General features: G+C 68.4%; 16 protein-coding genes and 4 pseudogenes. 16 read left to right on the forward strand and 4 right to left on the reverse strand.

Going from position 1 to position 25,958, the window contains the following annotated elements; translation table 11 throughout:
• Window positions 1-47 precede the first annotated feature (47 nt).
• Window positions 48-1,163, reverse strand: a complete 1,116-nt coding sequence (locus tag Atro_RS03015) for an alpha/beta fold hydrolase (protein WP_497926380.1) — start codon at window positions 1,161-1,163, stop codon at window positions 48-50.
• A gap of 333 nt (window positions 1,164-1,496) precedes the next feature.
• Here Atro_RS03015 and ppnN point away from each other — a divergent pair.
• The 8 genes and pseudogenes from ppnN (at window position 1,497) to Atro_RS03055 (ending at window position 12,218) form a co-directional block, all read left to right on the forward strand.
• A pseudogene (gene ppnN, locus Atro_RS03020) lies at window positions 1,497-2,869 on the forward strand (nucleotide 5'-monophosphate nucleosidase PpnN).
• Between the two features lie 135 nt (window positions 2,870-3,004).
• On the forward strand, window positions 3,005-4,987 hold the full coding sequence (locus Atro_RS03025) for a hypothetical protein (RefSeq protein ID WP_497926381.1): 1,983 nt from the start codon (window positions 3,005-3,007) through the stop codon (window positions 4,985-4,987).
• Between the two features lie 554 nt (window positions 4,988-5,541).
• Window positions 5,542-6,566: pseudogene (locus tag Atro_RS03030) on the forward strand (LacI family DNA-binding transcriptional regulator).
• Window positions 6,567-6,635: 69 nt separating this feature from the next.
• Window positions 6,636-7,418, forward strand: a complete 783-nt coding sequence (locus tag Atro_RS03035; RefSeq protein ID WP_497926382.1) for a sugar phosphate isomerase/epimerase family protein — start codon at window positions 6,636-6,638, stop codon at window positions 7,416-7,418.
• A pseudogene (locus Atro_RS03040) lies at window positions 7,411-8,360 on the forward strand (sugar kinase). Before Atro_RS03035 ends, Atro_RS03040 begins: the two are co-directional and overlap by 8 nt.
• A gap of 62 nt (window positions 8,361-8,422) precedes the next feature.
• Window positions 8,423-9,721, forward strand: a complete 1,299-nt coding sequence (locus Atro_RS03045; RefSeq protein ID WP_497926383.1) for an MFS transporter — start codon at window positions 8,423-8,425, stop codon at window positions 9,719-9,721.
• 13 nt (window positions 9,722-9,734) lie between these two features.
• Window positions 9,735-10,724 carry a 2-hydroxyacid dehydrogenase gene (locus Atro_RS03050; RefSeq protein WP_497926384.1) on the forward strand — a complete coding sequence of 330 codons (990 nt, stop codon included), beginning with the start codon at window positions 9,735-9,737 and terminating at the stop codon, window positions 10,722-10,724.
• Window positions 10,725-10,955: 231 nt separating this feature from the next.
• Entirely contained in the window at window positions 10,956-12,218 is a 1,263-nt protein-coding gene (locus Atro_RS03055) for an OprD family porin (protein ID WP_497926385.1), read from the forward strand.
• Window positions 12,219-12,296: 78 nt separating this feature from the next.
• Here the strand turns inward: Atro_RS03055 and Atro_RS03060 are convergent, their stop codons facing one another.
• Complete coding sequence (locus Atro_RS03060; protein WP_497926386.1) at window positions 12,297-13,649, reverse strand: MFS transporter; 1,353 nt, start codon at window positions 13,647-13,649, stop codon at window positions 12,297-12,299.
• Window positions 13,650-13,839: 190 nt separating this feature from the next.
• The gene (locus Atro_RS03065; RefSeq protein ID WP_497926387.1) at window positions 13,840-15,063 is read right to left on the reverse strand and encodes a fumarylacetoacetate hydrolase family protein; all 1,224 of its coding nucleotides are present in this window, start codon (window positions 15,061-15,063) and stop codon (window positions 13,840-13,842) included.
• 122 nt (window positions 15,064-15,185) lie between these two features.
• Here Atro_RS03065 and Atro_RS03070 point away from each other — a divergent pair, with 122 nt between their 5' ends.
• From Atro_RS03070 to Atro_RS03085, 4 genes and pseudogenes are all read left to right on the forward strand, one after another.
• The gene (locus Atro_RS03070) at window positions 15,186-16,145 is read left to right on the forward strand and encodes a LysR family transcriptional regulator (RefSeq protein WP_497926388.1); all 960 of its coding nucleotides are present in this window, start codon (window positions 15,186-15,188) and stop codon (window positions 16,143-16,145) included.
• Between the two features lie 220 nt (window positions 16,146-16,365).
• A pseudogene (locus Atro_RS03075) lies at window positions 16,366-17,918 on the forward strand (UxaA family hydrolase).
• A 118-nt stretch (window positions 17,919-18,036) separates the two neighbouring features.
• Window positions 18,037-19,617, forward strand: coding sequence for an aldehyde dehydrogenase (NADP(+)) (locus Atro_RS03080; protein WP_497926389.1), 1,581 nt, complete (start codon window positions 18,037-18,039; stop codon window positions 19,615-19,617).
• A gap of 294 nt (window positions 19,618-19,911) precedes the next feature.
• The gene (locus tag Atro_RS03085; RefSeq protein ID WP_497926390.1) at window positions 19,912-21,186 is read left to right on the forward strand and encodes an OprD family porin; all 1,275 of its coding nucleotides are present in this window, start codon (window positions 19,912-19,914) and stop codon (window positions 21,184-21,186) included.
• A 66-nt stretch (window positions 21,187-21,252) separates the two neighbouring features.
• On the opposite strand, the gene denD is transcribed toward Atro_RS03085, so the two are convergent.
• The gene (gene denD, locus Atro_RS03090; RefSeq protein WP_497926391.1) at window positions 21,253-22,212 is read right to left on the reverse strand and encodes a D-erythronate dehydrogenase; all 960 of its coding nucleotides are present in this window, start codon (window positions 22,210-22,212) and stop codon (window positions 21,253-21,255) included.
• A gap of 174 nt (window positions 22,213-22,386) precedes the next feature.
• On the opposite strand from denD, the gene Atro_RS03095 reads away from it, so the two are divergent.
• From Atro_RS03095 to otnC, 4 genes are read left to right on the forward strand one after another with little or no spacing between them, the layout of a single operon-like run.
• Window positions 22,387-23,121, forward strand: coding sequence for a FadR/GntR family transcriptional regulator (locus Atro_RS03095; RefSeq protein WP_497926392.1), 735 nt, complete (start codon window positions 22,387-22,389; stop codon window positions 23,119-23,121).
• A gap of 4 nt (window positions 23,122-23,125) precedes the next feature.
• Window positions 23,126-24,034 carry an L-threonate dehydrogenase gene (ltnD, locus tag Atro_RS03100; RefSeq protein ID WP_497926393.1) on the forward strand — a complete coding sequence of 303 codons (909 nt, stop codon included), beginning with the start codon at window positions 23,126-23,128 and terminating at the stop codon, window positions 24,032-24,034.
• A gap of 3 nt (window positions 24,035-24,037) precedes the next feature.
• A complete protein-coding gene (otnK, locus tag Atro_RS03105) occupies window positions 24,038-25,315 on the forward strand; it encodes a 3-oxo-tetronate kinase (protein ID WP_497926394.1) in 1,278 nt (425 codons plus the stop codon).
• Window positions 25,312-25,953 carry a 3-oxo-tetronate 4-phosphate decarboxylase gene (gene otnC, locus Atro_RS03110; RefSeq protein WP_497926395.1) on the forward strand — a complete coding sequence of 214 codons (642 nt, stop codon included), beginning with the start codon at window positions 25,312-25,314 and terminating at the stop codon, window positions 25,951-25,953. Before otnK ends, otnC begins: the two co-directional genes overlap by 4 nt.
• Window positions 25,954-25,958 lie beyond the last annotated feature (5 nt).

A 25,958-nucleotide genomic window follows, 5' to 3' on the forward strand; every position in this document is an offset into this window, starting at 1 on the left:
CCTGAGGCCGGCGTTTGCGTGCGCGGCGGCCGGGCGCATCCTGGCTTCTACTGCACGGCAATCCAGCGGGCGATCTCCGGCCAGTGCTCCGTGAGCGTCCTGGCGCCCATGAACAGGCCGATATGGCCGCCGGGCACCAGCTTGCGGACGATGCGTTCCGGCGGGGTTCCGAAACGATCCGCCGCGTCGAACACCTGCTCCGGCGTCGTGATGTCGTCGGTTTCGCCGGCCAGCAGGTAGGCGGGACAGGTGATGTTGCGCAGGTCCAGCCTCCGTCCCAGGCCGACGAACTCCCCCTTGGCGAGGCGGTTCTCCTTGAAGAGCTGGCCGATGACCTGGAGATACCAGCGCCCCGGCAGATCGATCGGATTCTCGTACCAGCTCTCGAAGACTTCCTTCTTGCGGAGGTACGCCGGATCATCGATATGCTCGTAGAGATCGATGTGCTCCAGGATGTAATGCTGCCCGGCGTGCATGTTCTTCCAGCCCTGCAGCATGAGCTCGCCCTTCATCAGGCCGCCGCCGAGCGCCACCAGCTCCTCATAGAAGGAGATCGGCGACGCGTGGGCCATATTCCTGATCGGGCCATTGCCGGCATCGGTGTCGATGGGCGCGCCGGCGAGTACCAGCGCATTCACCTTGTCCGGAAAGCGTGCAGCCACCATGGCCGCCACCCAACCGCCCTGGCACAGGCCGACGAGATTGACCCGGCCGCCGAGGTCGTCGATCGCCACGACGATGTCGGCGAGATAGTTGTCGATCTCCAGGTCCTTCATGTCTTCCGTCGCCGACTTCCAGTCGGTCAGGGCGACATGCCCGATGCCGTTGGCCAGAAGCGTTTCGACCAGGCTCTGTCCTGGGTGGTAGTCGGCGATCATCGCGGTATGGCCGGCATGTGGCGCGTCGATCAGCGTGGGCATCCCGCCCGGTGTGCCGTAGTCGCGCAGAAACATGCTCCGCAGATCGAGCCGTACCCGATTCGGGGTCGCCAGGCTCGGCCTGAGTTCGCCGTGGATCTTGATCTCCTCCTCGACGAAGCGAAGATTCCTCGCGTAAAGCGCCAATCCTTCCTCGGCCAGCGCGGCCGCCATCGCCATTGGCCAGAACGCCGGAACGCTGGTGCGCGACAGTTCGGAAGATCCGGAGGGATGTGCTTGCGTCATGGGGTTACCTTCCCTTGCAGTTGGCCGAGAACTCTCTCCATTGCAGCAGACGCGATGCTGCAGCGCTGCTGCCGGACAGCTGCCGCGTGATTCGTTGCGCCGCCGGCGTGCCGCTTCGCACGCGGCCAGCGTAAGATCGGAACGGATTGCCGGCCTTCGGCGGCCGCCTTCCCTTCATGCGGGAAGCGTTCGCCCCGGCGATCCCGGCGCAACGTTTGCCGTTTCGCCCGACCGATAGAGAAAATGCCCGCTGCGCACGACCGCGTTCGGCGCTCATCATTCTGATGCGAGCGGCCCTCCCCGGCCGTCGGCATCGTTCACAGGGGACCGAAAATGGACTCACGACACGTCATCAACGCTTCGGTAAGCCCCAAGGGCAGTCTGGAAACGCTGTCCCAGCGCGAAGTCCAGCAACTGAGCGAAGTCGGGGCAGGCAGCCTCTACACGCTGTTCCGCCAGTGCGCCCTGGCGATCCTCAACACCGGCGCGCGTACCGATAACGCCAAGACCATTCTCGAGTCCTACCAGGACTTTGAGGTGCGCATCCACCAGCAGGACCGCGGCGTCCGTCTGGAACTGCTCAACGCGCCGGCGGACGCCTTCGTCGACGGCGAGATGATCGCCAGCACCCGCGAGATGCTGTTCAGCGCCCTGCGCGACATCGTCTACACCCAGAGCGAGCTGGACAGCCTGCGCATCGACCTGAGCACCTCCCAGGGCATCACCGACTACCTCTTCCACCTGCTGCGCAACGCCCGCACCCTGCGCCCCGGCGTGGAACCGAAGATGGTGGTGTGCTGGGCGGCCACTCGATCAGCGTCGAGGAGTACAAGTACACCAAGAAGGTCGGTCATGAGCTGGGCCTGCGCAAACTGGACATCTGCACCGGCTGCGGGCCGGGCGTGATGAAGGGGCCGATGAAGGGCGCCACCATCGCCCACTCCAAGCAGCGGCTCGTCGGCGGCCGCTACCTGGGCCTGAGCGAGCCGGGGATCATCGCCGCCGAGACGCCCAACCCGATCGTCAACGAACTGGTGATCCTGCCGGACATCGAGAAGCGCCTGGAGGCCTTCGTGCGCGTCGGCCACGGCATCGTCATCTTCCCCGGCGGCGCCGGCACCGCCGAGGAATTCCTCTACCTGCTCGGCATCCTGATGCACCCGGACAATCGGGAGCTGCCGTTCCCGGTGATCCTCACCGGCCCGAGGAGTGCGGCGCCTTACCTGGAGCAGCTGCACGCCTTCGTCGGCGCCACGCTGGGGAAAGCCGCGCAGCACCATTACCGGATCATCATCGACGATCCGGTCGAGGTGGCCCGGCAGATGACCCACGGGCTGAAGGAGGTCAAGCAGTTCCGTCGCGAGCGCAACGACGCCTTCCATTTCAACTGGCTGCTGCGCATCGAGGAAGGCTTCCAGCGCCCCTTCGACCCCACCCACGCCAACATGGCCGGCCTGCAGCTGAGCCGCGACCTGCCGCCTCACCAATTGGCGGCCAACCTGCGCCGCGCCTTCTCCGGCATCGTCGCCGGCAACGTGAAAGACAAGGGCATCCGCCTGATCGAGCAGTACGGCCCCTACGAGATCCATGGCGAAGCGTCGGTGATGCAGCCGCTGGACGAACTGCTGCAGGCCTTCGTCGATCAGCACCGGATGAAGCTGCCGGGCGGCACGCCCTACGTGCCCTGCTATCGGCTGGTGACCTGACGGACGGAACCCGGCCTGCCTCGTCGCCCTCCAAGACGTCGAGAGCAGGCCGGAACCGCGGAGTCATCGTGGTATAGTTCGCGGCTTTTTCCGCACCACGTCGGCCTGCCGACCCCAACGCATAGGTATTCCCGTTTGGAGCACAAACCTCTCATCGAGCGTTTGTGGGGCATTGCTCGCACCCACAGTTTTGCCGCTTTCGAATCCTGCCTGCATGAAGCCTGTCCCGATGGCTCGCTCAAGGCGCTGACCTGCGCCCTGCGCCAGCTGAGCGACGTCGACCAGCACGCGCTTGCCCAGGAGCTGCTGAGCGAATCCCTCGAGAACCATGTCGCCTCGCCGCAAATTCTCTGGCGCCTGGACATGGTCCTGCTGCTCGGACAGCCGGGGACCGGCCAGGACGCGGGCGGCGCTCAGGATCTGGCCACGCTTGAAAAGCGGGTGAAGGAACTGGTCCAGGCCAACCGGCTGGACGACGCGATCGACCATGTCAGCAAGGCTGCCAAGGCCGGCGCGGCCCCCGAGCTGTACGAGCTGCTGGGGCGTCTGCACCTGCGCCGCAGCGCCGGCCAGACCGGCGCCGCCCCGGCGCCCGACGCCGCACGGCCCGAACCCGCCGCCCCCGTGGCGCAGCCGCTGCAAACCGCCGTTGCGCCGGCAAGCGCAGCACGTGCCGAAGAAAAGCCGGAGATTCCGACCCGGCCGCAGGCGACGGCCGTCCGTGTGGAAGCCCGTCCTCCGGTCGAGCGGCCGGCAGCCCCCCCGCATGCGACGCCTGCGCTCGCGGTGCCGGGCGCGAAAGTCGAGACGCCTCGCCCGCTCGCCCCATCCACCCCGTCCGTCAGCGCCGCGCCGCTTTCCGCCCGCGCCGCGGAGCCGCGGCCGTCCGCATCCACGCCGCCGGCAGAATCGGCGGCCAAGGCCCCGGCCGCAGAGCCGCCGCAGTGGGTGGCCGAGGAACTGCTCAAGGCGCGCGCCAGAGCGCAGGAAACCATGCAGAAGCGGGCCGAAGCCGCCCCCGTCGCCAAGCCGGCGATAACCGCCGTCGCCGCGCCCACCGCCAAACCCGAACCGGCGCCTGTCGAGGCACCGGCGCCGGACGAACCCAAGGAGCAGGTGTTCGCCCGCCTGCGCGAAGCCTTCGCCAGACTCGGCAAGATCGAGCGCAAGCTGCTGGCCTGGATCATGGCCAATCCCAACCAGAATGCCGCTCAGATCGCCAAGAACACCGAGCTGGGCAGCGCGGAAGTCGCCACCGCCCTCAAGGGCCTGACCGGACTCTGGCTCGACCCCTTCACCTTCGCCGGCTACACCGTGCGGGACTATGTGCTGGAGTGCATGTCCATGGGCAAGCAGGCGCCGAGCGGCGCCCGCCCGTCCACGCCGGCCAGCGCCAGCCGCGCATCGACGCCCGCCGCCGCGCGGGTCGCCGAAACGCCGCGCGCCTCCACGCCGGCCCCGCGGGCGGAAGCCGCGCCGGCCGCATCGAAACCGGCCCGCCCCGCTGCCAACTCGGCCGCACTGGCCGGGCTGAGCGGGCTGGACAGGCAGGTGCTGGAGTACATCTGCAACCACCCGGGCTGCACACCGGACGAGGTGATGGACGCCATGGGACCGGACGAGCCGGCCTCGGTCTCCCTGGTCACGCTGCGCCGGGAGTGGCTGGACCGCGACCCGGAGGGTCGCTACCGGATCAAGCCGGGAATGCTCGACCGGATACCGACCGGCGAGCAGCCGCCGGAGCCTCCTGCCCGTAAAGCCAAGGCGGAAGACGACGAAATCCTCGCAGAAGCTCGCCCGGCCAAGTCGCGCATCATGGAGACACTGGCGGCCTCGCCGCTCGCCGTCAGCGCCGCCAATCCACTGTCGAAGGAACAGGCCAAGCTGGCCAAACTGCCCAAGGGACAGCGCCAGATCCTGCAGTTCCTGTACGACAACGGCCAGGCACGCACCAAGGACATCGCACGCGCCCTCGACCAGGACGCCGCCAAGGTCAACAGCGCCCTCCTCGGCCCGCTTGCCGGCTTCGTGTCGGTGATGCACAGCTTCTGGCGGCTGAACGACGAGATCCGGCCGGCACTGGCACCGGACGAACTCGACGACGTGGCCGAAGGCTGAAGCCTGGCGCCTGACCGGCCCCCGAGACCTGGGCATCGCCCCGGACGCGGCGGCTGCTCGCCGTTCAATGGCGAAGCAGCCGCATGACGGGCTTGATCCACCCATGCCAGGCGCGGCGATCCATGCCGGAAAGCACGCTGCCGATGCGGTTCGATGGCTCGGCCAACCCACCGAAAGCTCTCCCACCACTACCGGTGCGAGGGCTTTTTCGCTTCCCGAAGCCCGCAAGAGCCGCGCTGGAAACGCACGCTTGACCCGCTCCGGCACCTCGCCCAACACCTGCCGGAAACCTCGCCGACCACTCTGGCGGTGGTGCTGATCCCCCTAGTTCTGCTGTTCGGCATGGAGCGCCTACGGCCCCACTCGCCGCCGCCCCGGACGGCAGGGGTAGGCAGCATCGCCGCATGCGTGGGTCGGGCACGCAGTAACTCAGCTTGCTGGTGGCCACTCCCATCTCCGCCCCTTGACGCCAGCCATTTTTTTGGCTTTACTGAAACCGGTTTCACGTTGATACAAACCAACCCATAACACCAAGAACAAGAGGTTCCAGGTCCGTGAACGGCCCTTCCCCGTCCGCCCGCAGCAGCCGCGTCACCATCAGCGAGGTGGCCGAGGCCGCCGGCGTTTCCAAGGCCAGCGTGTCGCGCTATATCGGCGGCGACCGCCAGTTGCTCGCCGATGCCACCGCCCTGCGCATCGAGCAGGCCATCGAGCGGCTCGGCTATCGCCCGAACCAGATGGCCCGCGGCCTGAAGCGCGGCCGGACCCGGCTGATCGGCATGCTGGTCGCCGACATCCTCAACCCTATTCGGTGGCCGTGATGCATGGCGTGGAAACCGCCTGCCGCCAGCACGGCTACACCCTGGTGGTGTGCAACACCGACCGCAGCACCGAGCAGGAGATCCAGCACTTGGCGGCCCTGCGCTCGTACAACGTCGAAGGGCTGATCGTGAACACCCTCGGCCACCACGCCGGCGAGCTCCTGTCCCTGCACAACGAGCTGCCGATGGTGCTGGTCGACCGCAAGGTCGAGGCGCTGGAGGTCGATCTGGTCGGCCTGGACAACCGCGATGCGGTGCAGCAGGCCCTGGAGCATCTGCAGCAGCGCGGCTACCGCGACCTGCTGCTGATCAGCGAGCCCCTGGACGGTACCAGCTCGCGCCAGGAGCGCGTCGAGGCCTTCAAGGCCGAGATCGCCCGGCGTCCCCTGCTCCAAGGCCAGGTGTTGCAGACCGGCGGGGCCTTCCGTGAATCCCTGCAGAATTTTCTCGTCGCTCCCGGCCCCGGCCCCAAGGCGCTGTTCGCCGCCAACGGCATGGCTGCCCTGGCCGCCACCCGGCAACTGCGCGAATTCGGCTACCGGCTGTTCGAGGAGATCGGCCTGATCGCCCTCGACGACCTCGACTGGTATCCCCTGGTGGGCAGCGGCATCACCGCCCTCGCCCAGCCGACCGAGCGGATCGGCGTGGCCGCCTTCGAGTGCCTGCTCGAGCGCTTGCGCGGCGACCGGGAGCCGGCCCGTCATTTCGATTTCAAGGCACACCTGATTATCCGAGGTTCCACCCACCCACGCGGCTGACAGTCCGCCGGCGACTAGCCGGCGGATCGTTCGGTCAAAAATGAAACCGGTTTCAGAGGAATAACGACAATGCCCCTCTACCCCGTCTCCGTGAGTCTTTCCAGCTATGGCGCCAGTCTGGTGCGCGAGCGCGGCCAGGCCAGTTTCCTGCCGCTGCTGGCCCAGGCCGGCGTCGCCCGCGCCGAGCTGCGCGAGGAGCTGTTCGCCGCCCCGCCGGACCCGCAGGCTCTGAGCAGCGCCGTCCATGCCCTGGGGCTCGACTGCCTGTATTCCGCCCCGCTCGAACTGTGGACCGAACAGGGCCGGCTCGACGCGGCCCTGGCTCCGACCCTGGCGCGTGCCCAGGCCTGCGGCGCACGCTGGCTGAAGGTCTCGCTCGGCCATTACCGCGCCGGCTATGACCTCGGCGAACTGGCGCAGCAACTGGCCGGCCAGCCCGTGCAGCTGCTGGTGGAGAACGACCAGACCGCCCAGGGCGGCCGTATCGAGGCGCTGCAGGCGTTCTTCGCCGACGCCGAGGCCCAGGATCTCGACGTCGGCATGACCTTCGACATCGGCAACTGGCTCTGGCAGACGCAGCCGGTCGACGAGGCGGCCCAGCGGCTCGGCCGTCACGTGCGCTACGTACATTGCAAGGCGGTCCGGCACAACGCCGACGGCAAGCTGGTGGCCCTGCCCCCCGACGACACCGACCTGCAGCAGTGGCAGCGCCTGTTCCGCCAGTTCCCGGCAGGCGTGCCGCGCGCCATCGAGTACCCCCTGCAGGGCGACGACCTGCTGGCCGTCACCCGCCGGCACGTCGACAGCCTCGCCCGCCTCGGTCAAGCGCAGGAGGAACGCCGGCATGCATGACATCGACGTACTCTGTTTCGGCGAAACCATGGCCATGTTCGTGGCCGAGGAATGCGGCGACCTGGCCCGCGTCGAGCGCTTCGGCAAGCGTATCGCCGGTGCCGACAGCAACGTGGCCATCGGCCTGTCGCGGCTGGGCTTCAAGGTCACCTGGCTGAGCCGGGTCGGCAACGACGCGCTGGGCCGCTTCGTGCTCGACAGCCTGACCCGCGAAGGTCTCGACTGCCGCCATGTGCAGGTCGACCCGGCGCATCCCACCGGCTTCCAGCTCAAGTCCCGGGAAACCGACGGCAGCGACCCGAAGGTCGAGTATTTCCGCCGCGGCTCGGCGGCCAGCCACCTGTCGATCGCCGACCTGGTGCCCGACCTGCTGCGGGCCCGTCACCTGCACGCCACCGGCATTCCGCCGGCGCTCTCGGAGAGCTGCCGCGCGCTGTCCCGCGAACTGATGGAGTGCATGCGCAGCGCCGGGCGCAGCCTGTCCTTCGACCCCAACCTGCGCCCGTCGCTGTGGCCGAGCCAGGCACGGATGGTCGCCGAGATCAACGAGCTGGCCGCCCTGGCCCACTGGGTGCTGCCGGGGCTCGAGGAAGGCCGCGTGCTGACCGGCTACGACAGCCCCGCCGACATCGCCGCCTTCTACCTGGAGCGCGGCGCCGAAGCGGTGGTGATCAAGCTCGGCCCGAAGGCGCCTACTACCGCACCGCCGATAGCGAGGGCCGCATCGACGGCGTGCCGGTCGCCCAGGTGGTGGACACCGTCGGCGCCGGCGACGCCTTCGCCGTCGGCGTGATCAGCGCCCTGCTCGAAGGGCGGAGCCTTGCGCAGGCCCTCAAGCGCGGCAACGCCTTCGGCAGCCGCGCCGTGCAGTGCATCGGCGACATGGAAGGCCTGCCCCATCGCCACGAACTGCCGGAGGAGCGACAGCCCGAGAACGCCTGACCAATGACCGCCGGCCCCGCCGGCACCTGCTGCGACAAAAACAACAAGCTCAGGAGACATCCATGCAAAGCTCCCGTCTCGCCAGCCGTCGCTGGTGGTACCTCATCCCGATCATCTTCATCACCTACAGCCTGGCCTACCTGGACCGAGCCAACTACGGTTTCGCCGCCGCCTCCGGGATGGCCGCCGACCTGAACATCACCCCCGGCCTGTCGTCGCTGCTGGGCGCGCTGTTCTTCCTCGGCTACTTCTTCTTCCAGGTGCCCGGCGCCATCTACGCGCAGCGGCGCAGCGTGAAGAAGCTGATCTTCGTCAGCCTGATCCTCTGGGGCAGCCTGGCGACCCTCACCGGGATCATCCCCAACGTCTACCTGCTGATCGTCATCCGCTTCCTGCTCGGCGTGGTCGAGGCCGCGGTGATGCCGGCGATGCTGATCTACCTCTGCCACTGGTTCACCCGTGCCGAACGCTCGCGGGCCAACACCTTCCTGATCCTCGGCAACCCGGTGACCATCCTCTGGATGTCGGTGGTGTCCGGCTACCTGATCGAGCAGTTCGACTGGCGCTGGATGTTCATCATCGAGGGCCTGCCGGCAGTGCTCTGGGCCTTCATCTGGTGGCGCCTGGCCGACGATCGCCCGGCCCAGGCCGACTGGCTCACCGAGCGCGAGAAGGAGGACCTGCAGCAGGCGCTGGCCGCCGAGCAGCAGGGCCTGAAGCCGGTGAAGAACTACCGCGAGGCGTTCCGCTCGCCCAAGGTGATCCTGCTCTCGGTGCAGTACTTCTGCTGGAGCATCGGCGTCTACGGCCTGGTCCTCTGGCTGCCGTCGATCCTCAAGGACGCGGCCAAGCTGGACATCGTCCAGGCCGGCTGGCTGTCCTCGCTGCCCTACCTGGCCGCGGTGATCGGCATGCTCGGGGTGTCCTGGGCCTCGGACCGCTTCCAGCAGCGCAAGCGCTTCGTCTGGCCGCCGCTCTTGATCGCCTCGCTGGCCTTCTACGGCTCCTACGCCCTGGGCAGCGAGCACTTCTGGCTGTCCTACGCCCTGCTGGTGGTGGCCGGCGGCTGCATGTACGCCCCCTACGGGCCGTTCTTCGCCATCGTCCCGGAAGTGCTGCCGGTCAACGTCGCCGGCGGCGCCATGGCACTGATCAACAGCATGGGCGCGCTCGGCTCGTTCGCCGGCTCCTGGCTGGTCGGCTACCTGAACGGCGCCACCGGCAATCCCGGCGCCTCCTTCCTGCTGATGAGCGGCTCGCTGCTGATCGCGGTGGTGCTGACCCTGCTGCTCAACCCCACCAGCGGCGACCGCCCGGCGCCGCTGTCCGGCCGCCCGCTGCAGCCGGCGACCAATCCCTGAGGAATCCGCGTCCATGAAGAACATCGTGCTCTACAAGAAGCTGTCCGCCGAGCTGATGACCCGCCTGCGCCAGCAGGCGCAGGTCACCTGCATCGACGACCTGTCGGCCGACGGCCTGGCCCGCCTGCGCGACGCCCTGCCCACCGCCCACGGCCTGCTCGGCGCCAGCCTCAAGCTGGATGCCGGACTGCTCGACCTCGCGCCACAGCTGGAGGCCGTCTCCAGCGTCTCGGTGGGTATCGACAACTACGACCTGGACTACCTGACCCGGCGCGGCATCCTGCTCACCAACACCCCCGACGTGCTCACCGAGACCACCGCCGACACCGGTTTCGCGCTGATCCTGGCGACCGCCCGGCGGGTGACGGAACTGGCCGCCTGGGTGCGCGCCGGACACTGGAAGAAGAGCATCGGCCCGGCGCACTTCGGCAGCGACGTGCACGGCAAGACCCTCGGCATCGTCGGCATGGGCCGCATCGGCGAGGCGCTGGCCCGCCGCGGGCACTTCGGCTTCGGCATGCCGATCCTCTACCACAGCACCTCGCCCAAGCCGGAGGTCGAGCAGCGCTACGGCGCCGGCTACCGCTCATTGGAAGCGCTGCTGGAAGAGTCCGACTTCGTCTGCCTGACGGTGCCGCTGAGCGCCGCCACCGAAGGCCTGATCGGCGCGCGGGAGCTGGCACGGATGCGCTCGGAGAGCATTCTGGTCAACATCTCGCGCGGCAAGGTGGTCGACGAGACAGCGCTACTCGAAGCCCTGCAGGCCGGCCGCCTGCGCGGCGCCGGGCTGGACGTGTTCGAGCGCGAGCCGCTGCCCGCCGACTCGCCGCTCCTGCGCCTGGACAACGTGGTGGCGACCCCGCACATCGGCTCGGCTACCCACGAAACCCGCGAGGCCATGGCCCGCTGCGCCGTCGACAACCTGCTGGCGGCGCTGGCCGGCCGGCGCCCGGCCAACCTGGTCAACCCGGCCGCCTTGGAGGTCGCCCGGACCATCGGCTGAGCCGACTGATCGGCAGCCCCTCTCCCTTGACCGGGCGAGGGCGCAATCCGTGACGACAACGACAACAACGAACGGGAAAACCGCATGAACACTCCGCTCCGCCCCCGCTCCAGCCCCTGACTCCCAGCCCGGCGCGCCGCCGGGCCTTGCCCCTTTCGCCAACGCATCCGCGCCCGCGGAGGGGCCTTTTTGCGCCTTTTCCACTGACTCTTCGCCGGTAACAACAACAATATGAAGAACAGCACCCCACGCTTTCCGCTCCGTCCGTCAACCACCCTCGCCTTCGCCCTGGCGCTCGCCGGCGGCGGTGCTCAGGCTGAATTTTTCGACGACGCCAAGGGCACCCTGACCCTGCGCAACTTCTACATCCACCGCAACTTCGTCGACGACAGCGCCACCCGCAGCAAGGCCGAGGAATGGACCCAGAGCTTCATCCTCGACCTGCAGTCCGGCTACACCGAAGGCCCCGTCGGCTTCGGCATCGACGTCCTCGGCCTCTGGTCGGTCAAGCTCGACGGCGGCAAGGGCACCGGCGGCACCCAACTGCTCCCCGTCGGCAAGGACGGCGACCCGGCCGACCAGTTCGGCCGCCTGGCAGTGGCCGGCAAGCTGCGCTTCTCGAAGACCGAGGTGAAGGCCGGCGAATGGTCGCCCATTCTGCCGATCCTGCGCTCCGACGACGGCCGCTCGCTGCCGCAGACCTTCCAGGGCGGCATGCTCACCTCGAAGGAGATCAGGAACCTGACGGTCTACGGCGGGCGCTTTCGCGGCAACAGCCCGCGCGACGACAGCAGCCTCAACGACATGAGCTGGGTCGGCAACGCCACGGTCACCTCCGACCGCTTCAGCTTCGCCGGCGCCGAATACGCCTTCAACGACAACCGCACCACCGTCGGCGCCTGGTTCGGCCAGCTGGAGGACATCTACAAGCAGCGCTACTTCCAGCTCGTGCACACCCAGCCGCTGGGCAAGGACTGGAGCCTCGGCGCCAATATCGGCTACTTCGACGGCGAGGAGGACGGCAGCGCCCAGGCCGGCGACCTGGACAACACGCTGCTCTCCGGGCTGTTCTCGCTCAAGCACGGCGCGCACGTCTTCTACCTGGGCCTGCAGCGGGTCACCGGCGACGACCGCTGGCTGCGGGTCAACGGCACCAGCGGCGGCACGGCGGCCAACGACAGCTACAACGGCAGCTTCGACAACGCCCGCGAACGCTCCTGGCAGGCGCGCTACGACTACGACTTCGCCACCCTGGGCGTCCCCGGCCTGACCCTGATGACCCGCTACATCAAGGGCACCAACGTGCATGCCGGCACGGTCGACGACGGCGAGGAGTGGAACCGCGAGACCCAGCTCAGCTACGTGGTGCAGAGCGGCCCGGCGAAGAACCTGACCCTGCGCTGGCGGAACTCGACGGTGCGCCGCGACTGGGGGGCGAACAACAAGTTCGACGACAACCGGCTGATCGTCCAGTACCCGCTCTCGCTGTTCTGAAAAGGATCGCCGGCAGGAAAGCCGGCGGGAGGGAAAGAGCTGGCTCCGGGCCGACAACGGCCCGGAGCCAGCGGGGCCTTACTTCGAGCCGGCGAGTCCGGCAGCGGGCTGCACCGTCTCGACCGGCCTGCGGCTACCGTGAAGCCTCCAGAGCAGGCCGACGCCCACCAGCCCGGTCAGCGACAGGCTGAGCATGCCGGCCTGGGGGCTGGCGAACCAGGCCTCCATATGGGCCTTGAGCATCGGCGCGAGGAAACCGCCCAGGTTGCCCAGCGAGCCGATCAGGGCGATGCCGCCGGCCGCCGCCACACCGCCCAGGTAACCGGTCGGCAGGGTCCAGAACAGCGGCTGCACGGTGACGAAGCCGGAGGCGGCAAAGCAGAAGGCCAGCAGCACCGGGGCGAAGCTGTTCACCAGCACCGAGGCGGCGATGCCCAGGGAAGCCATGGTCAGCATGCACATGGCCATGGGCAGGTGGGCGGCGTGCCGGTCGGCGAAATGGGTCACCAGGTACATGACCACCGCCGCGCACAGCCAGGGGATGGCGATGAACAGCCCGACCTCGAGACCGACCGTGGTGCCGAGCAGGCCGGCGATGCGGGTCGGCAGGTAGAAGATCACCCCGTAGACGCTCATCTGGACGCTGAAGTAGATCAGGATGAAGCTCAGCACGCGGCGGTTGCTCAACAGCCCCAGCAGGTTGCGCGGGCCGTGATCGAGCTTGTGCTGGTCCTCGAGCTGCAACTCATGGCCGAGCGCACTCTTTTCATCAGGGGTCAGCCATTTCGCCTCGTGCGGTTTGCTGTTGAGGTAGAACAGCGCCACGACCCCCACCACTACCGCGGCCAGGCCCTCGACCAGGAACATCCACTGCCAGTTGGTCAGGCCGAACATGCCATGCATGTCCAGCAGCCAGCCGGACAGCGGACTGCCCAGCAACAGGGCACCCGGCAGGCCGAAATAGTAGATGCCGATCGCCTGGCCGCGGCGCGCCGCCGGGAACCAGTAGGTCAGGTAAAGGATCACCCCCGGCGAGAAGCCCGCCTCGGCGACGCCGAGCAGAAAGCGCAGGCAGTAGAAGGTGGTCTCGTCGCGGGTGAACATCATGGCGGCCGAGACGAAGCCCCAGGTGATCATGATCCGGCTCAGCCAGACCCGGGCGCCGACACGGTGCAGCATGAGGTTGCTCGGCACCTCGAACAGCGCGTAGCCGATGAAGAAAATCCCCGCCCCCAGGGCGAAGGCGGCGTTGCTCAGGTTGAGGTCGGTCTGCAGGGCAGCCTTGGCGAAGCCCACGTTGGCGCGGTCGATCATGGCCAGCGCGAACATCAGCGCGAGGAACGGCAAGAGGCGCCAGCGGCACTTGGCAATGGCGCTGTCGATATGGGCAAGGTGGTCTGCACGGGTCGTGCTTCTTGTACTTATTGTCATGGTATCCCCAGCAGGGTCTGCGGAACGAAGAAATGGATGGCCGCCCATGAGATAATATGGCGGCCGGCAGTCTGTCACGCCCGGACGGCGCACGGTGTCGAGCGGACGGTTGGTCTAGTTCACATGTTCGGCCCTCCTCGGCCAGCGTGGTGGTGATGCAGGTGCGGGCCCGCGCACCTGCCGGATGGCCTCAGTCGCCGACCAGCTCGGCCGCCGGGGCCGGCGCCAGACGGCCATCAAGCAGGCCGCGCGCGGCGAGATTGCCGATCAGCGCACGCAGGCCGAAGGTCCAGGGCTTGGCCTGGCTGCTGTGGTTCACCCGGTTGTGCAGGCTGCCCAGCAGCGGACTGCCGATGCTCACCTTGTCGCCCAGCTTGTGGGTGAAGCCGCCGCCGGGCTGGTCACGGTCCTCGGTGGGCGCGAACAACGTACCCAGGAACAGCAGGAAGCCGTCCGGGTACTGGTGGTTGGCGCCGATGGTCTGGGCGACCAGTTCCAGCGGATCGCGACTGATCTGCTGCATCGAGCTGGTGCCTTCGAGCCGGTAGCCGTCGCGCCCCTCCACCCGCAGCTCGACCACGCACTGGCGCACGTCGTCCAGACCGAAGCGCTCGTCGAACAGGCGGATGAAGGGACCGACGGCACACGAGGCATTGTTGTCCTTGGCCTTGCCCAGCAGCAGCGCGCTGCGCCCCTCGAAGTCGCGCAGGTTGACGTCGTTGCCGAGCGTCGCGCCGAGCACCTGGCCGCGGCTGTTGACCGCCAGCACCACCTCCGGCTCGGGGTTGTTCCATTGCGAGCGCGGGTGGATGCCGATCTCGCTGCCGCTGCCCACCGCCGCCAGCACCGGCGACTTGGTGAACACCTCGGCGTCCGGGCCGATGCCGACCTCCAGGTACTGCGACCAGAGGCCCTGCTCGACCAGCAGCGCCTTGAGGCGGGCCGCCGCCTCGGAGCCGGGCTTGATGGCGCGCAGGTTGTCGCCGATCGCCGCGCGGACGATCTGCCGCACGCTCTCGGCCTTGCCGGCGTCGCCGCCGGCCTGCTCCTCGATCACCCGCTCGATCATGCTGGCAGCGAAGGTCACCCCGGCCGCCTTGATCACCTGCAGGTCGGCCGGTGGCAGCAGAAACGGCCGGGCGGGGTCGGGCGCGCAGCCGCTGTTGTCCAGCAGGCTTTCCAGGCTGCAAAGGCGCCGGCCCGGCAGGCTGCGCACCTGCTCGAGCGGCGTCAGGCTTTCCAGCAGGTCGCTGAGGGTGGCGAAATGCTCGGACAGGTCGAACACGTCCTCGCCGCGCAGCACGATCGGCGAAGGCCCAGCCACCTTGCCGGGCACCCAGGCGCGGCCGATCAGGGTGCCGGCGGTGCCGTCGACGGGCAAGGTGTTGGCCGGGTCAAGTCTCAAGGGAGTCATCGGAAGTACCTTGTGGGTCCAGGAAGGGAATGGACTCAAACTAGAGAACCCGCCCGATAAATCCCAATGACAAATCTTCAATATTTGATATCTTCTGGTTATCGCATTGCCCGAGTGTTCCGATGTCCGGCTCCGACATTTCCTTCTCCAGCCTGTGCAACTGGCTCAGGCTCAAGCATCTGGTTCTGATCGACACCCTCGCCCGCACCCGCAACATGCACGCGGCGGCCGAGCAGATGAACCTCAGCCAGCCGGCGGTCAGCAAGATGCTCCGCGACCTGGAGGAAGCGCTGGGCTTTCCCCTGTTCGAGCGCCTGCCGCGCAGCATGCCGCCCACCGAACTCGGCGAGTACGTGGCCCGCTACGCCCGCATGACCCTCAACGACACGCAGAAATTCGTCGAGCAGGTGAACCGGCTGAGCAAGGGCGGCCACGGCTACCTGAAGGTGGGCGCCATCTTCGCCGCGACTGCCGTCGTGCTGCCCGAAGCCATCGCTCGGATCAAGGCCGAGCGGCCTCTTTTGTCCATCGAGGTGATGGAGCAGACCAGCAACCAGCTTCTGGAGATGCTCGAACAGAAGAAGCTCGATCTGATCATCGGCCGCTTCACCGAGGAGCGTTACCAGCAGATCTTCGACTTCCGCGGGCTCGGCCCCGAGCCCTTCTGCCTGGTGGTCAACGGCCATCATCCTCTCGGCCAGCTCGAGGAAGTGCCTCTGGCCGAGCTGGAGCGCTGGCCCTGGATCCTCTACCCGGCGAGCACGCCGATCCGCCGCCGCATGGAGCAGGCCTTCGCCGAATTCGGCATCAGGACGCCGAGCAACACCGTGGAGACCATTTCCATGCAGACCTTCCTGCAGTTGCTGCAGTCCGATCCGATGATCGCCATGCTGCCCGAGTCCATGGTGCAGTCGCAGCTGCAGAGCGGCCAGTTGCGGATGCTGAACACCGCGTTCCACGTCGAGCCGCTGGAGTACGGCATCATCACCCGCAAGGACGAACCCCTGCCCGCAGCGGCGCAGGAGTTCGCCGAAATCCTGCTGGAGTTCGCCCGCCTGCGCCGGGAGGGCACGCCGGGCTAGGCGACTCCCTTCTGGCGGCATGACGAAAGGTTATCGGCCAATCCAAAGCTCTCATTGGGCAAGCCGCCGGGGTCTGATTACAGTGGCCCCAGCCTTGCCGTGCAGCGTCCCGGCCCGTCCAACGACAACACCCGCAGCGCCCAGGCGACGAGACATCGCATAGCGTCCCAGCGCAGGGCGATCGTCTTGGCGCCTGCTTGCAGTAGTGGAGATCCGCCCCATGCAACTGATTGCCAGAACCGGCGACAACGGCAGCGCCGTGATCCGCCTCAACGCCCAGGACGACGTCCTGATCGCCCGCCGTCCCCTGGAAGCGGGTCAGCTCCTTCCCGAAGAGAACCTGCAGGTGCGCCAGGCCATTCCCGCCGGGCACAAGGTCGCCGTTCGGGCCCTGGCCGCCGGCCAGCCGCTGCGCCGCTACGGGCAGATCATCGGTTTTGCCAGCGCCGCCATCGAAGCGGGCGAGCACGTCCACGTGCACAACCTGAGCATGGGCGAATTCAGCCGCGACTACGCCTTCGGCGCCGATGCCCGGCCCGCTGCCGCGGCGCTGGAAGGCCCCACCTTCATGGGCATCGTGCGCCCTGACGGGCGTGTCGCCACCCGCAACTACGTGGGCATCCTCACCTCGGTGAACTGTTCGGCCACGGTCGCCCGGGCCATCGCCGACTACTTTCGCCGCGACATCAACCCCGCCGCCCTCGCCGACCATCCCAACGTCGACGGCGTGGTCGCCTTGACCCACGGCTCCGGCTGCGCCATCGACGCCAGCGGCGAGGGCCTCGGCATGCTGCGCCGGACCCTCGGCGGCTATGCCGCGCATGCCAACTTCGCCGCCGTGCTGGTGGTCGGCCTGGGCTGCGAAACCAACCAGATCGACAGCCTGCTGGCCAGCCAGGGGCTCGGGCGCAGCGATGCGCTGCGTACCTTCACCATCCAGGACAGCGGCGGCACCGCCCGGGCCGTGGCCAGCGGCATCGCCCAGGTCAGGGAACTGCTGGCCGAGGCCAACCGCGTCGAGCGCCGGCCGGTCAGCGCCCGGCACCTGGTCGTCGGCCTGCAGTGCGGCGGCTCGGACGGCTATTCCGGCATCACCGCCAACCCGGCGCTGGGCAATGCGGTGGACCGCCTGGTGGCCTGTGGCGGCACCGCGATCCTCTCCGAAACCCCGGAAATCTACGGCGCCGAACACCTCCTGACCCGCCGTGCGGTCAGCCGCGCGGTCGGCGAGAAGCTGATCGCCCGCATCCGCTGGTGGGAGGCCTATTGCGAGCGGATGGGCGCCGAGCTGAACAACAATCCCTCGGCCGGCAACAAGGCGGGCGGCCTGACCACCATCCTCGAGAAGTCGCTGGGTGCCGTGGCCAAGGCCGGCTCCAGCAACCTGGTCGAGGTGTACGAATACGCCGAGCGGGTCCGCGCCCAGGGTCTGGTGTTCATGGATACCCCGGCTACGACCCGGTTTCGGCTACCGGCCAGGTCGCCGGCGGCGCCAACCTGATCGCCTTCACCACCGGCCGCGGCTCGGCCTACGGCTGCGCGCCATCGCCGTCGATCAAGCTCGCCACCAACACGGCGCTGTGGCAGCGCCAGGAAGAGGACATGGACATCAACTGCGGCGGCATCGCCGACGGCTCGACCGACATCGAGGTCTGCGGCGAGGCGGTGTTCGAACTGATGCTGCGCATCGCCTCGGGCGAGCGCAGCAAGAGCGAGCTGCACGGCTACGGCCAGAACGAGTTCGTGCCCTGGCAGATCGGCGCCGTCACCTGAAGCGCCTCGGCCGTCCTTCCCCAAGAAGGCCGCCGCCTCCCTTTTCCCTCGAAGCCTGTTTCCTTTCGCCGGTCGCGCCGGCGATGGCTTCCTATTTCCTCAGATCAAGGAGTTCCAGATGACTGCGATACTCGGATTGAATTTCATCGGCGGCGCCCGCAGCGGGAAAGGCGACGTCGTCGTCCACAGCGTCGAGGCGACCACGGGCGAAAAGTTATCCTATGACTTCTACCAGGCCACCCCTGAAGAAGTGAACGCCGCCGCCGAGGCCGCCGCCGCCGCCTACCCGGCCTTCCGCGCCCTGCCCGCCGCCCGCCGCGCCGCGTTCCTTGAGGCCATCGCCGCCGAACTCGACGCCCTCGGCGACGACTTCGTCGCCATCGTCTGCCGCGAGACCGCCCTGCCCGCCGCGCGCATCCAGGGCGAGCGCGGCCGCACCAGCGGCCAGATGCGCCTGTTCGCCCAGGTCCTGCGCCGCGGCGAGTTCCACGGCGCGCGCATCGACCGCGCCCTGCCCGACCGTCAGCCGCTGCCGCGCGTCGACCTGCGCCAGTGCCGCATCGGCGTCGGCCCGGTCGCGGTGTTCGGCGCCAGCAACTTCCCGCTGGCCTTCTCCACCGCCGGCGGCGACACCGCCGCGGCCCTGGCCGCCGGCTGCCCGGTGGTGTTCAAGGCGCACAGCGGCCACATGGCCACCGCCGAGTGCGTGGCCGACGCCATTCTCCGCGCCGCCGAGAAGACCGGCATGCCCGCCGGGGTGTTCAACATGATCTACGGCAACGGCGTCGGCGAGGCGCTGGTCAAGCACCCGGCGATCCAGGCGGTCGGCTTCACCGGCTCGCTCAAGGGCGGCCGCGCCCTCTGCGACATGGCCGCCGCCCGGCCGCAGCCGATCCCGGTGTTCGCCGAGATGTCCAGCATCAACCCGGTGCTGCTGCTGCCCGCGGCCCTGAAGCAGCGCGGCGAGCAGATCGCCAGGGAGCTGACCGCCTCGGTGACCCTGGGCTGCGGGCAGTTCTGCACCAACCCCGGGCTGATCGTCGGCCTGCGCTCGGCGGAGTTCTCCGCCTTCCTGGAAACCTTCGCCGCCGCCATGGCCGACCAGGGCCCGCAGACCATGCTCAACCCCGGCACCCTGAAGAGCTACGAGAAAGGCCTCGCCGCCCTGCACGCCCATCCCAAGGTCAAGCACCTGGCCGGCCAGCCGCAGGAAGGCAACCAGGCCCGCCCGCAGCTGTTCCAGGCCGACGTCGCCCTGCTGCTGGAAGGCGACGCGCTGCTCCAGGAAGAGGTCTTCGGCCCGACCACCGTGGTCGTCGAGGTGGCCGATGCCGCCGAGCTGATCCGCGCCCTGCACGGCCTGCACGGCCAGCTCACCGCCACCCTGATCGCCGAGCCGGCGGATCTGACCGCCTTCGCCGCCCTGGTGCCGGTGCTCGAGCAGAAGGCCGGGCGCCTCTTGGTCAACGGCTACCCGACCGGCGTGGAGGTCTGCGACGCGATGGTCCACGGCGGCCCCTACCCGGCCACCTCGGACGCCCGCGGCACCTCGGTGGGCAGCCTGGCGATCGACCGCTTCCTGCGCCCGGTGTGCTACCAGAACTACCCGGACGCGCTGCTGCCGGAGGCCCTGCAGAACGCCAACCCGCTGGGCATCCTGCGCCTGGTCGACGGCCAGCCGAGCCGCGAGGCGCTGTAAGGGCGCTCCCCCTCGCGGGAGACGCCCAGTTTCACCCGGGGGCGTCCGCCCCCGGCTTCCGTGACGACAACGACAACAACGAACGGGAATCCCGCATGACCACTTCGCTCCGCGCGCGCCGCCGTATTCCGCCGCATTCCCACACCTCCGGCACGCCGCCGGGAACGCCGCTCGCCTGATCTGCCAGACCCGGTCACCGTCGCCGGGCTTTCCCCCTTTCGCCCAACGCATCCGCGCCCGCGGAGGGGGGCCTTTTTGCGCCTTTTCCACCGATCTTCGCCGGTAACAACAACAATGAAGAACAGCCTCTCGCCTTTTTCGCTCCGCCAGTCCCCTGCCCTCGCCCTCGGCCTGCTCCTGGCCAGCAGCGGCGCCCAGGCCGAATTTTTCGACGACGCCAAGGGCAGCCTGACCCTGCGCAACTTCTACATCCACCGCAACTTCGTCGACGACGGCGCCACCCGCAGCAAGGCCGAGGAATGGACCCAGAACTTCATCCTCGACCTCAAGTCCGGCTACACCGAAGGCCCGGTCGGCTTCGGCGTCGACGTGCTCGGCCTCTATTCGCACAAGCTCGACGGCGGCAAGGGCACCGGCGGCACCCAGCTGCTGCCGCTCGACAAGGACGGCAAGCCGGCCGACCACTACGGCCGCATCGCCGTCTCCGGCAAGATGAAGTTCTCCGAAACCGAGCTGCGCGTCGGCGAGTGGTTCCTGGTCCTGCCGATCCTGCGCGCCGACGACGGCCGCTCGCTGCCGCAGACCTTCCAGGGCTCGATGCTCACCTCCAGGGAGGTCAAGAACCTGACCCTCTACGCCGGCCACATCACCGGCAACAGCCCGCGCGACGACGGCAGCATGGAGGACATGACCCTGAACGGCACCAACCCCTACACCAGCGACCGCCAGTCCGACGACTTCGACTTCGGCGGCGCCGAATACACCTTCAACGACAAGCGCACCACCGTCGGCGCCTGGTACGCGCGCCTGAAGGACATCTACAAGCAGCGCTATTTCCAGGTGCTGCATACCCAGCCGCTCGGCAAGGAATGGACCCTCGGCGCCAATATCGGCTACTTCGACGGCGAGGAGGACGGCGAGGCGCTGGAGGGCCATCTGGACAACAAGCTGCTCTCCGGGCTGTTCTCCCTGCGCTACAACGCGCACACCCTCTACCTGGGCCTGCAGCGGGTCAGCGGCGACGACCGCTGGCTGCGGGTCAACGGCACCAGCGGCGGCACGGCGGCCAACGACAGCTACAACGGCAGCTTCGACAACGCCCGCGAGCGCTCCTGGCAGGCGCGCTACGACTACGACTTCGCCTCCCTGGGCATGCCCGGCCTGACCCTGATGACCCGCTACATCAAGGGCACCCACGTGCACACCGGGAATATCGACGACGGCGAGGAGTGGAACCGCGAGACCCAGCTGAGCTACGTGGTGCAGAGCGGCCCGGCGAAGGACCTGATCCTGCGCTGGCGGAACTCGACGATCCGCCGCGACTGGGGCGCCAACAACAAGTTCGACGACAACCGGCTGATCGTCCAGTACCCGATCTCGCTGTTCTGAGGAGCAGCCCCGTCCAGGAGGCGGCACGGCCTGCCGCCTCCTCCCGGACACACCCGGCGCCCACGATCACTGGGTTTGCATGAAGCGCTGGTGAGCCTCGACGATGGCGTCGAAGTCGCGGTCGACGCCGAAGCCGAGCCGCAGCGGACGCCGGATATCGAAGTCGCCCGGCCAGCTGCAGACGATGCGTTCGATGCGCGGATCGGGCTCGTGGCCGACCAGCGCGCGCGCTTTGCTCCCGCCCAGTCGCGCGAGGCTGTCGAGCATCTGCCCGACCCGCACGCTGATGCCCGGCAGGTTGAGTGTGCGCCGCAGGCCCAGGACCGGACCGTCGAGGCGTGCGGCATGCAGCAGGTTGGCGATCACTGTGTCCGGCGACGACAGCCATAGGCGAGTGTCCGGAGGCACCGGGCAATTGCTCGACAGGCCGGCGAGCGGCTCGCGGATGATCCCGCTGGCGAACGAAGAAGCCGCCGCATTGGGCTTGCCGGGACGCACCGAAATGGTCGGCAGGCGGCAGACTCGACCGTCGATATACCCCTTGCGCGAATAGTCGCCGACCAGCAGCTCGGCCATCGCCTTCTGCGCGCCATAGGAAGACTGCGGCAGGGGCGCCAGATCCTCCGGCACTTTGTCCGGCAGCTCGCCTCCGAATACTGCCAGTGAACTGGCAAAGATCAGGGTGGGCGTTCTGGCGCGCTGCCGGCAGGCTTCCAGCAATACCCGGGTGGCATCCAGGTTGACCCGCATGCCCAGGTCGAAGTCCGCCTCGGCCTGGCCGCTGACGACCGCCGCCAGGTGGTAGACGACGGTGGTCTCGGCATCGACCAGCCTGGCGAGGCACGCCGGGTCGGCGATATCGCCGATCACCGATTCGACCCGCGGGTCCTCGTAGGGATAGGGTGCCAGGTCCAGCGAGACGATACGCCCATGGCTGGGCAGGAGATCGAGTGCTTCCGGTTGCAGCAGGGCTTGAATGAGGCGGCTCCCCAAGAAGCCGGCACCACCGGTGACCAGGATTTTCATGCTGTGGTTACCTTCGTGTGAGGGGGCGGGATGCCCCGATTTGTTTTTGGATGAAAGGCCGTGACAAGCATTTGTCATGTTGTATTATGAATTTCAGGTCAGCGCAATCGACCGTAAGCGAAAGCCCCCTCGCCGAGGACCCGCTCGTCACGAGCGATTGCCAGGAGAAGCCCCGTGGAAACATTGAACCAAGCCACTCCCAACCTCACCGAACGTCTGGCGCAGCGCCTGACCCAGGCGATTCAGGATGGGACTCTGCCGGCAGGCAGCCGCCTGCCCACCGAGCAGAGCCTGTGCGACCAGTACGGGGTCAGCCGCATGGTGGTTCGTGAAGCCATTTCGATGCTCAAGCGCGAGAAGCTGGTGGTCTCGCGCCAGGGCAGCGGCACCTATGTGAGCAGCACGCCGACGGTCGTCCTGCGCCTGGCTTCGCCCCAGGGCAACGTGCAATCGGTGACGGAGATTCTCGAACTGCGCAGCGCCCTGGAGACCAAGGCGGCCGAACTGGCGGCACGCCATCGCGACAAGGCGCAGCTGCGCGCCATGCGCAATGCCCTGGAAGCGCTGGAGGAAGCCGTCGAGCGCGGCGAGGACGGCGTGCGCGAGGATCTCGCCTTCCACCGCGCCATCGTCGTCGCCACCGGCAACCAGCACTTCCTGAGCACCATCGATTTCCTCCACCAACTGCTCTACCAGGCGATCAGCGTGACCCGCCGCAACGAGGCCCGCTATCCGCTCTACATGCGCCAGGTGGACGAGGAGCACCAGCGCCTCTTCGAGGCCATCGCCGCGGGCGATGCGGAAGCCGCGCGGCTGGCCGCCAGCCACCATCTGGAAAACGCCAAGGAGCGCCTGTGCCGGGCGCAGACCGCCATCGACGAATCCGACAATCCAACAATAAAGAGGTGATTCAATGAGTACTCCCTTGCCATCCTGCGGCGTCATCGGCCTGGGTTCCATGGGGCTGGGCATGGCCCGCTCGCTGCTGCGGGCCGGCCTTCCCGTCTGGGGCTACGACATCCGCGAAGAGGTTCGTGCGGCCTTCGCCAGCGAAGGCGGCCAGCCACTGAACGGCCCGACCGAGCATGCGGCGACGACCGACCTGCTGTTCATCGTGGTGGTCAACGCCGAACAGACCGAGCAGGTGCTGTTCGGCGAACAGGGCATCGCCGCACGTCTCAAGCCCGGCAGCGTGGTGCTGACCTGCGCGACGATTTCCGCCCAGGCGGCCCGGCGCATCGCCGGGCGCCTGACGGAGCACCGGCTGCTGATGGTCGACGCGCCGATCTCCGGAGGCGCACAGCGGGCGGCCAAGGGTGAACTCACGATCATGGCCTCGGGGCCGGAACAGGCCTTCCAGCGCGCCGAGGCGGCGCTCGCGGCCGTCGCGACCCAGGTCTACCGGCTCGGCAACGAGGCCGGCCAGGGCTCGCAGATCAAGCTGGTCAACCAGTTGCTGGCCGGGGTGCACATCGCCGCCGCGGCCGAGGCCATGGCTTACGGCATCCGCCAGGGCTGCGATCCGGCCACGCTCTACGAAGTCATCAGCCACAGCGCCGGCAACTCCTGGATGTTCGAGAACCGCGTGCCCCACCTGCTGGCCGGCGACTACCAGCCGCGCTCGGCGGTGAACATCTTCGTCAAGGATCTCGGTCTGGTGCTGGACAGTGCCCAGGACGCGGTCTTCCCACTGCCGCTGACGGCCAGCGCGCACCAGATGTTCAAGCAGGCCTCGGCCGCCGGCTTCGGTCGCGAGGACGACATCGCCGTGGCGAAGATCTTCCCCGGCATCCGCCTGCCCCACGACGGCACGGAGGGCTGAGCGATGCCGCTACTCGGATGTATCGCCGACGACTTCACCGGCGCCACCGACCTGGCCAGCATGCTGGTCCGGGGCGGCGCCCGCACCGTGCAGACCATCGGCGTACCGGACCGGCCCCTGCCGACCGGGGATGCCGACGCCCTGGTGGTCGCCCTGAAATCGCGCACCCTGCCCGCCGAGGAGGCCGTCGCCCAATCCCTGGCGGCGCTCGCCTGGCTGAAGAGCCAGGGTTGCCGGCAGTTCTACTTCAAATACTGCTCGACCTTCGACTCGACTGCCGACGGCAACATCGGCCCGGTCAGCGATGTCCTGCTCGATGCCCTCGGCAGCCGCTTCACCGTGGCTTGTCCGGCCTTTCCGGAAAACCGCCGCAGCGTGTTCAACGGCTACCTGTTCGCCAACGACGTGCTGCTGAACGAGAGCGGCATGCAGGACCATCCGCTGACCCCGATGCGCGATGCCAACCTGCTGCGCGTCCTGCAGCCGCAGACCCGCCGTCCGGTCGGCCTGATCGACTACCGCAGCCTGCGCGCCGGTGTCGAGGCCACCCGGGCGCGGATCGCCGAGCTGAGCGCCGCAGGCGTCGGCATCGCCATCTGCGACGCCATCGACAACGGCGATCTGGAAGTGCTGGGCAAGGCCTGCCTCGACCTGCCCCTGGTCACCGCCGGCTCGGGCCTGGCCCTGGGGCTGGCCAGCGCCTGGCGCGAGAGCGGCGTCCTGACCTCGGCCGCCACGGCCGACCGCCTCGAGTCCCCCCACGGCCGCCGGGCGATCCTCAGCGGCAGCTGCTCCAAGGCCACCCTCGCGCAGATCGCCGAGGCCAAGGTGCACTACCCGTCCTTCCGCCTCGAGGCCGGCGCGCTGATGGCGCGCGGCACCGCACTGGTCGAGGAGGCCGTCGCCTGGGCCGCCCGTCAGGATGCCGCGACTCCGGTGCTGATCTATGCCAGCAGTTCCCCCGAAGAGGTGCGCCGGGTTCAGGAGCAGTTCGGTACCCAGCAGGTCGGCGAGCGTGTCGAGCAGGCCCTGGCGAGCATCGCCCGCACCCTGGTGCAGGAGCAGGACGTCGGCCAGCTCCTGGTGGCCGGCGGAGAAACCTCGGGCGCGGTGGTCGGTGCCCTGGATATCGCGGGCCTGCGCATCGGTCCGAGCATCGATCCCGGCGTGCCCTGGACGCAGCCCCTGTCCGGCGGAGATCGTCCCCTGAGCCTGGCCCTGAAGTCCGGCAATTTCGGCAGCGTCGATTTCATGGTGAAAGCCTGGGAGGTGCTGGCATGAGCAAGGAAACCCGACTGCGCGAGGAGATCGTCGAGGTTGGCCGCTCCCTGCACATGCGCGGCCTGAGTCCGGGCTCCTCGGGCAACATCAGCGCGCGCCTCGACGACGGCTGGCTGCTCACCCCCACCAACGCCTGCCTGGGCGAGCTCGATCCGAACGACATCGCCAAGCTCGACTGGGAAGGCAACCATCTGGCGGGCAAGCCGGCCTCCAAGGAGGCCTTCCTGCACCATGCGGTCTATGCCGGGCGCGAGGACTCCGGGGCCATCGTCCACCTGCACTGCACCCACTCGGCGGCGGTGTCCTGCCTGGACTGCCTGGACCCCCACTCCGCCCTGCCGCCGCTGACGCCCTACTTCGTCATGCGCGTCGGCCGGCTGCCGCTGGTTCCCTATCACCGCCCGGGCGACCCGCGCCTCGGCGAGGCGATCAGCGGCCTGGTCGGCAAGCACAGCGCGGTGCTGCTGGCCAACCACGGCCCGCTGGTGTCCGGCAAGACCCTGGAGGCGGCCGGCTACGCCATCGAGGAGCTGGAAGAGACGGCCAAGCTGTTCCTGCTGCTGCGCCAGCAGCCGGTGCGCCTGCTCGACGAAGAACAAATCGAAGAACTGCGCCAGACCTTCGGCGCCCAATGGTGAGATGC

It is taken from the genome of Azotobacter tropicalis (assembly GCF_059739045.1).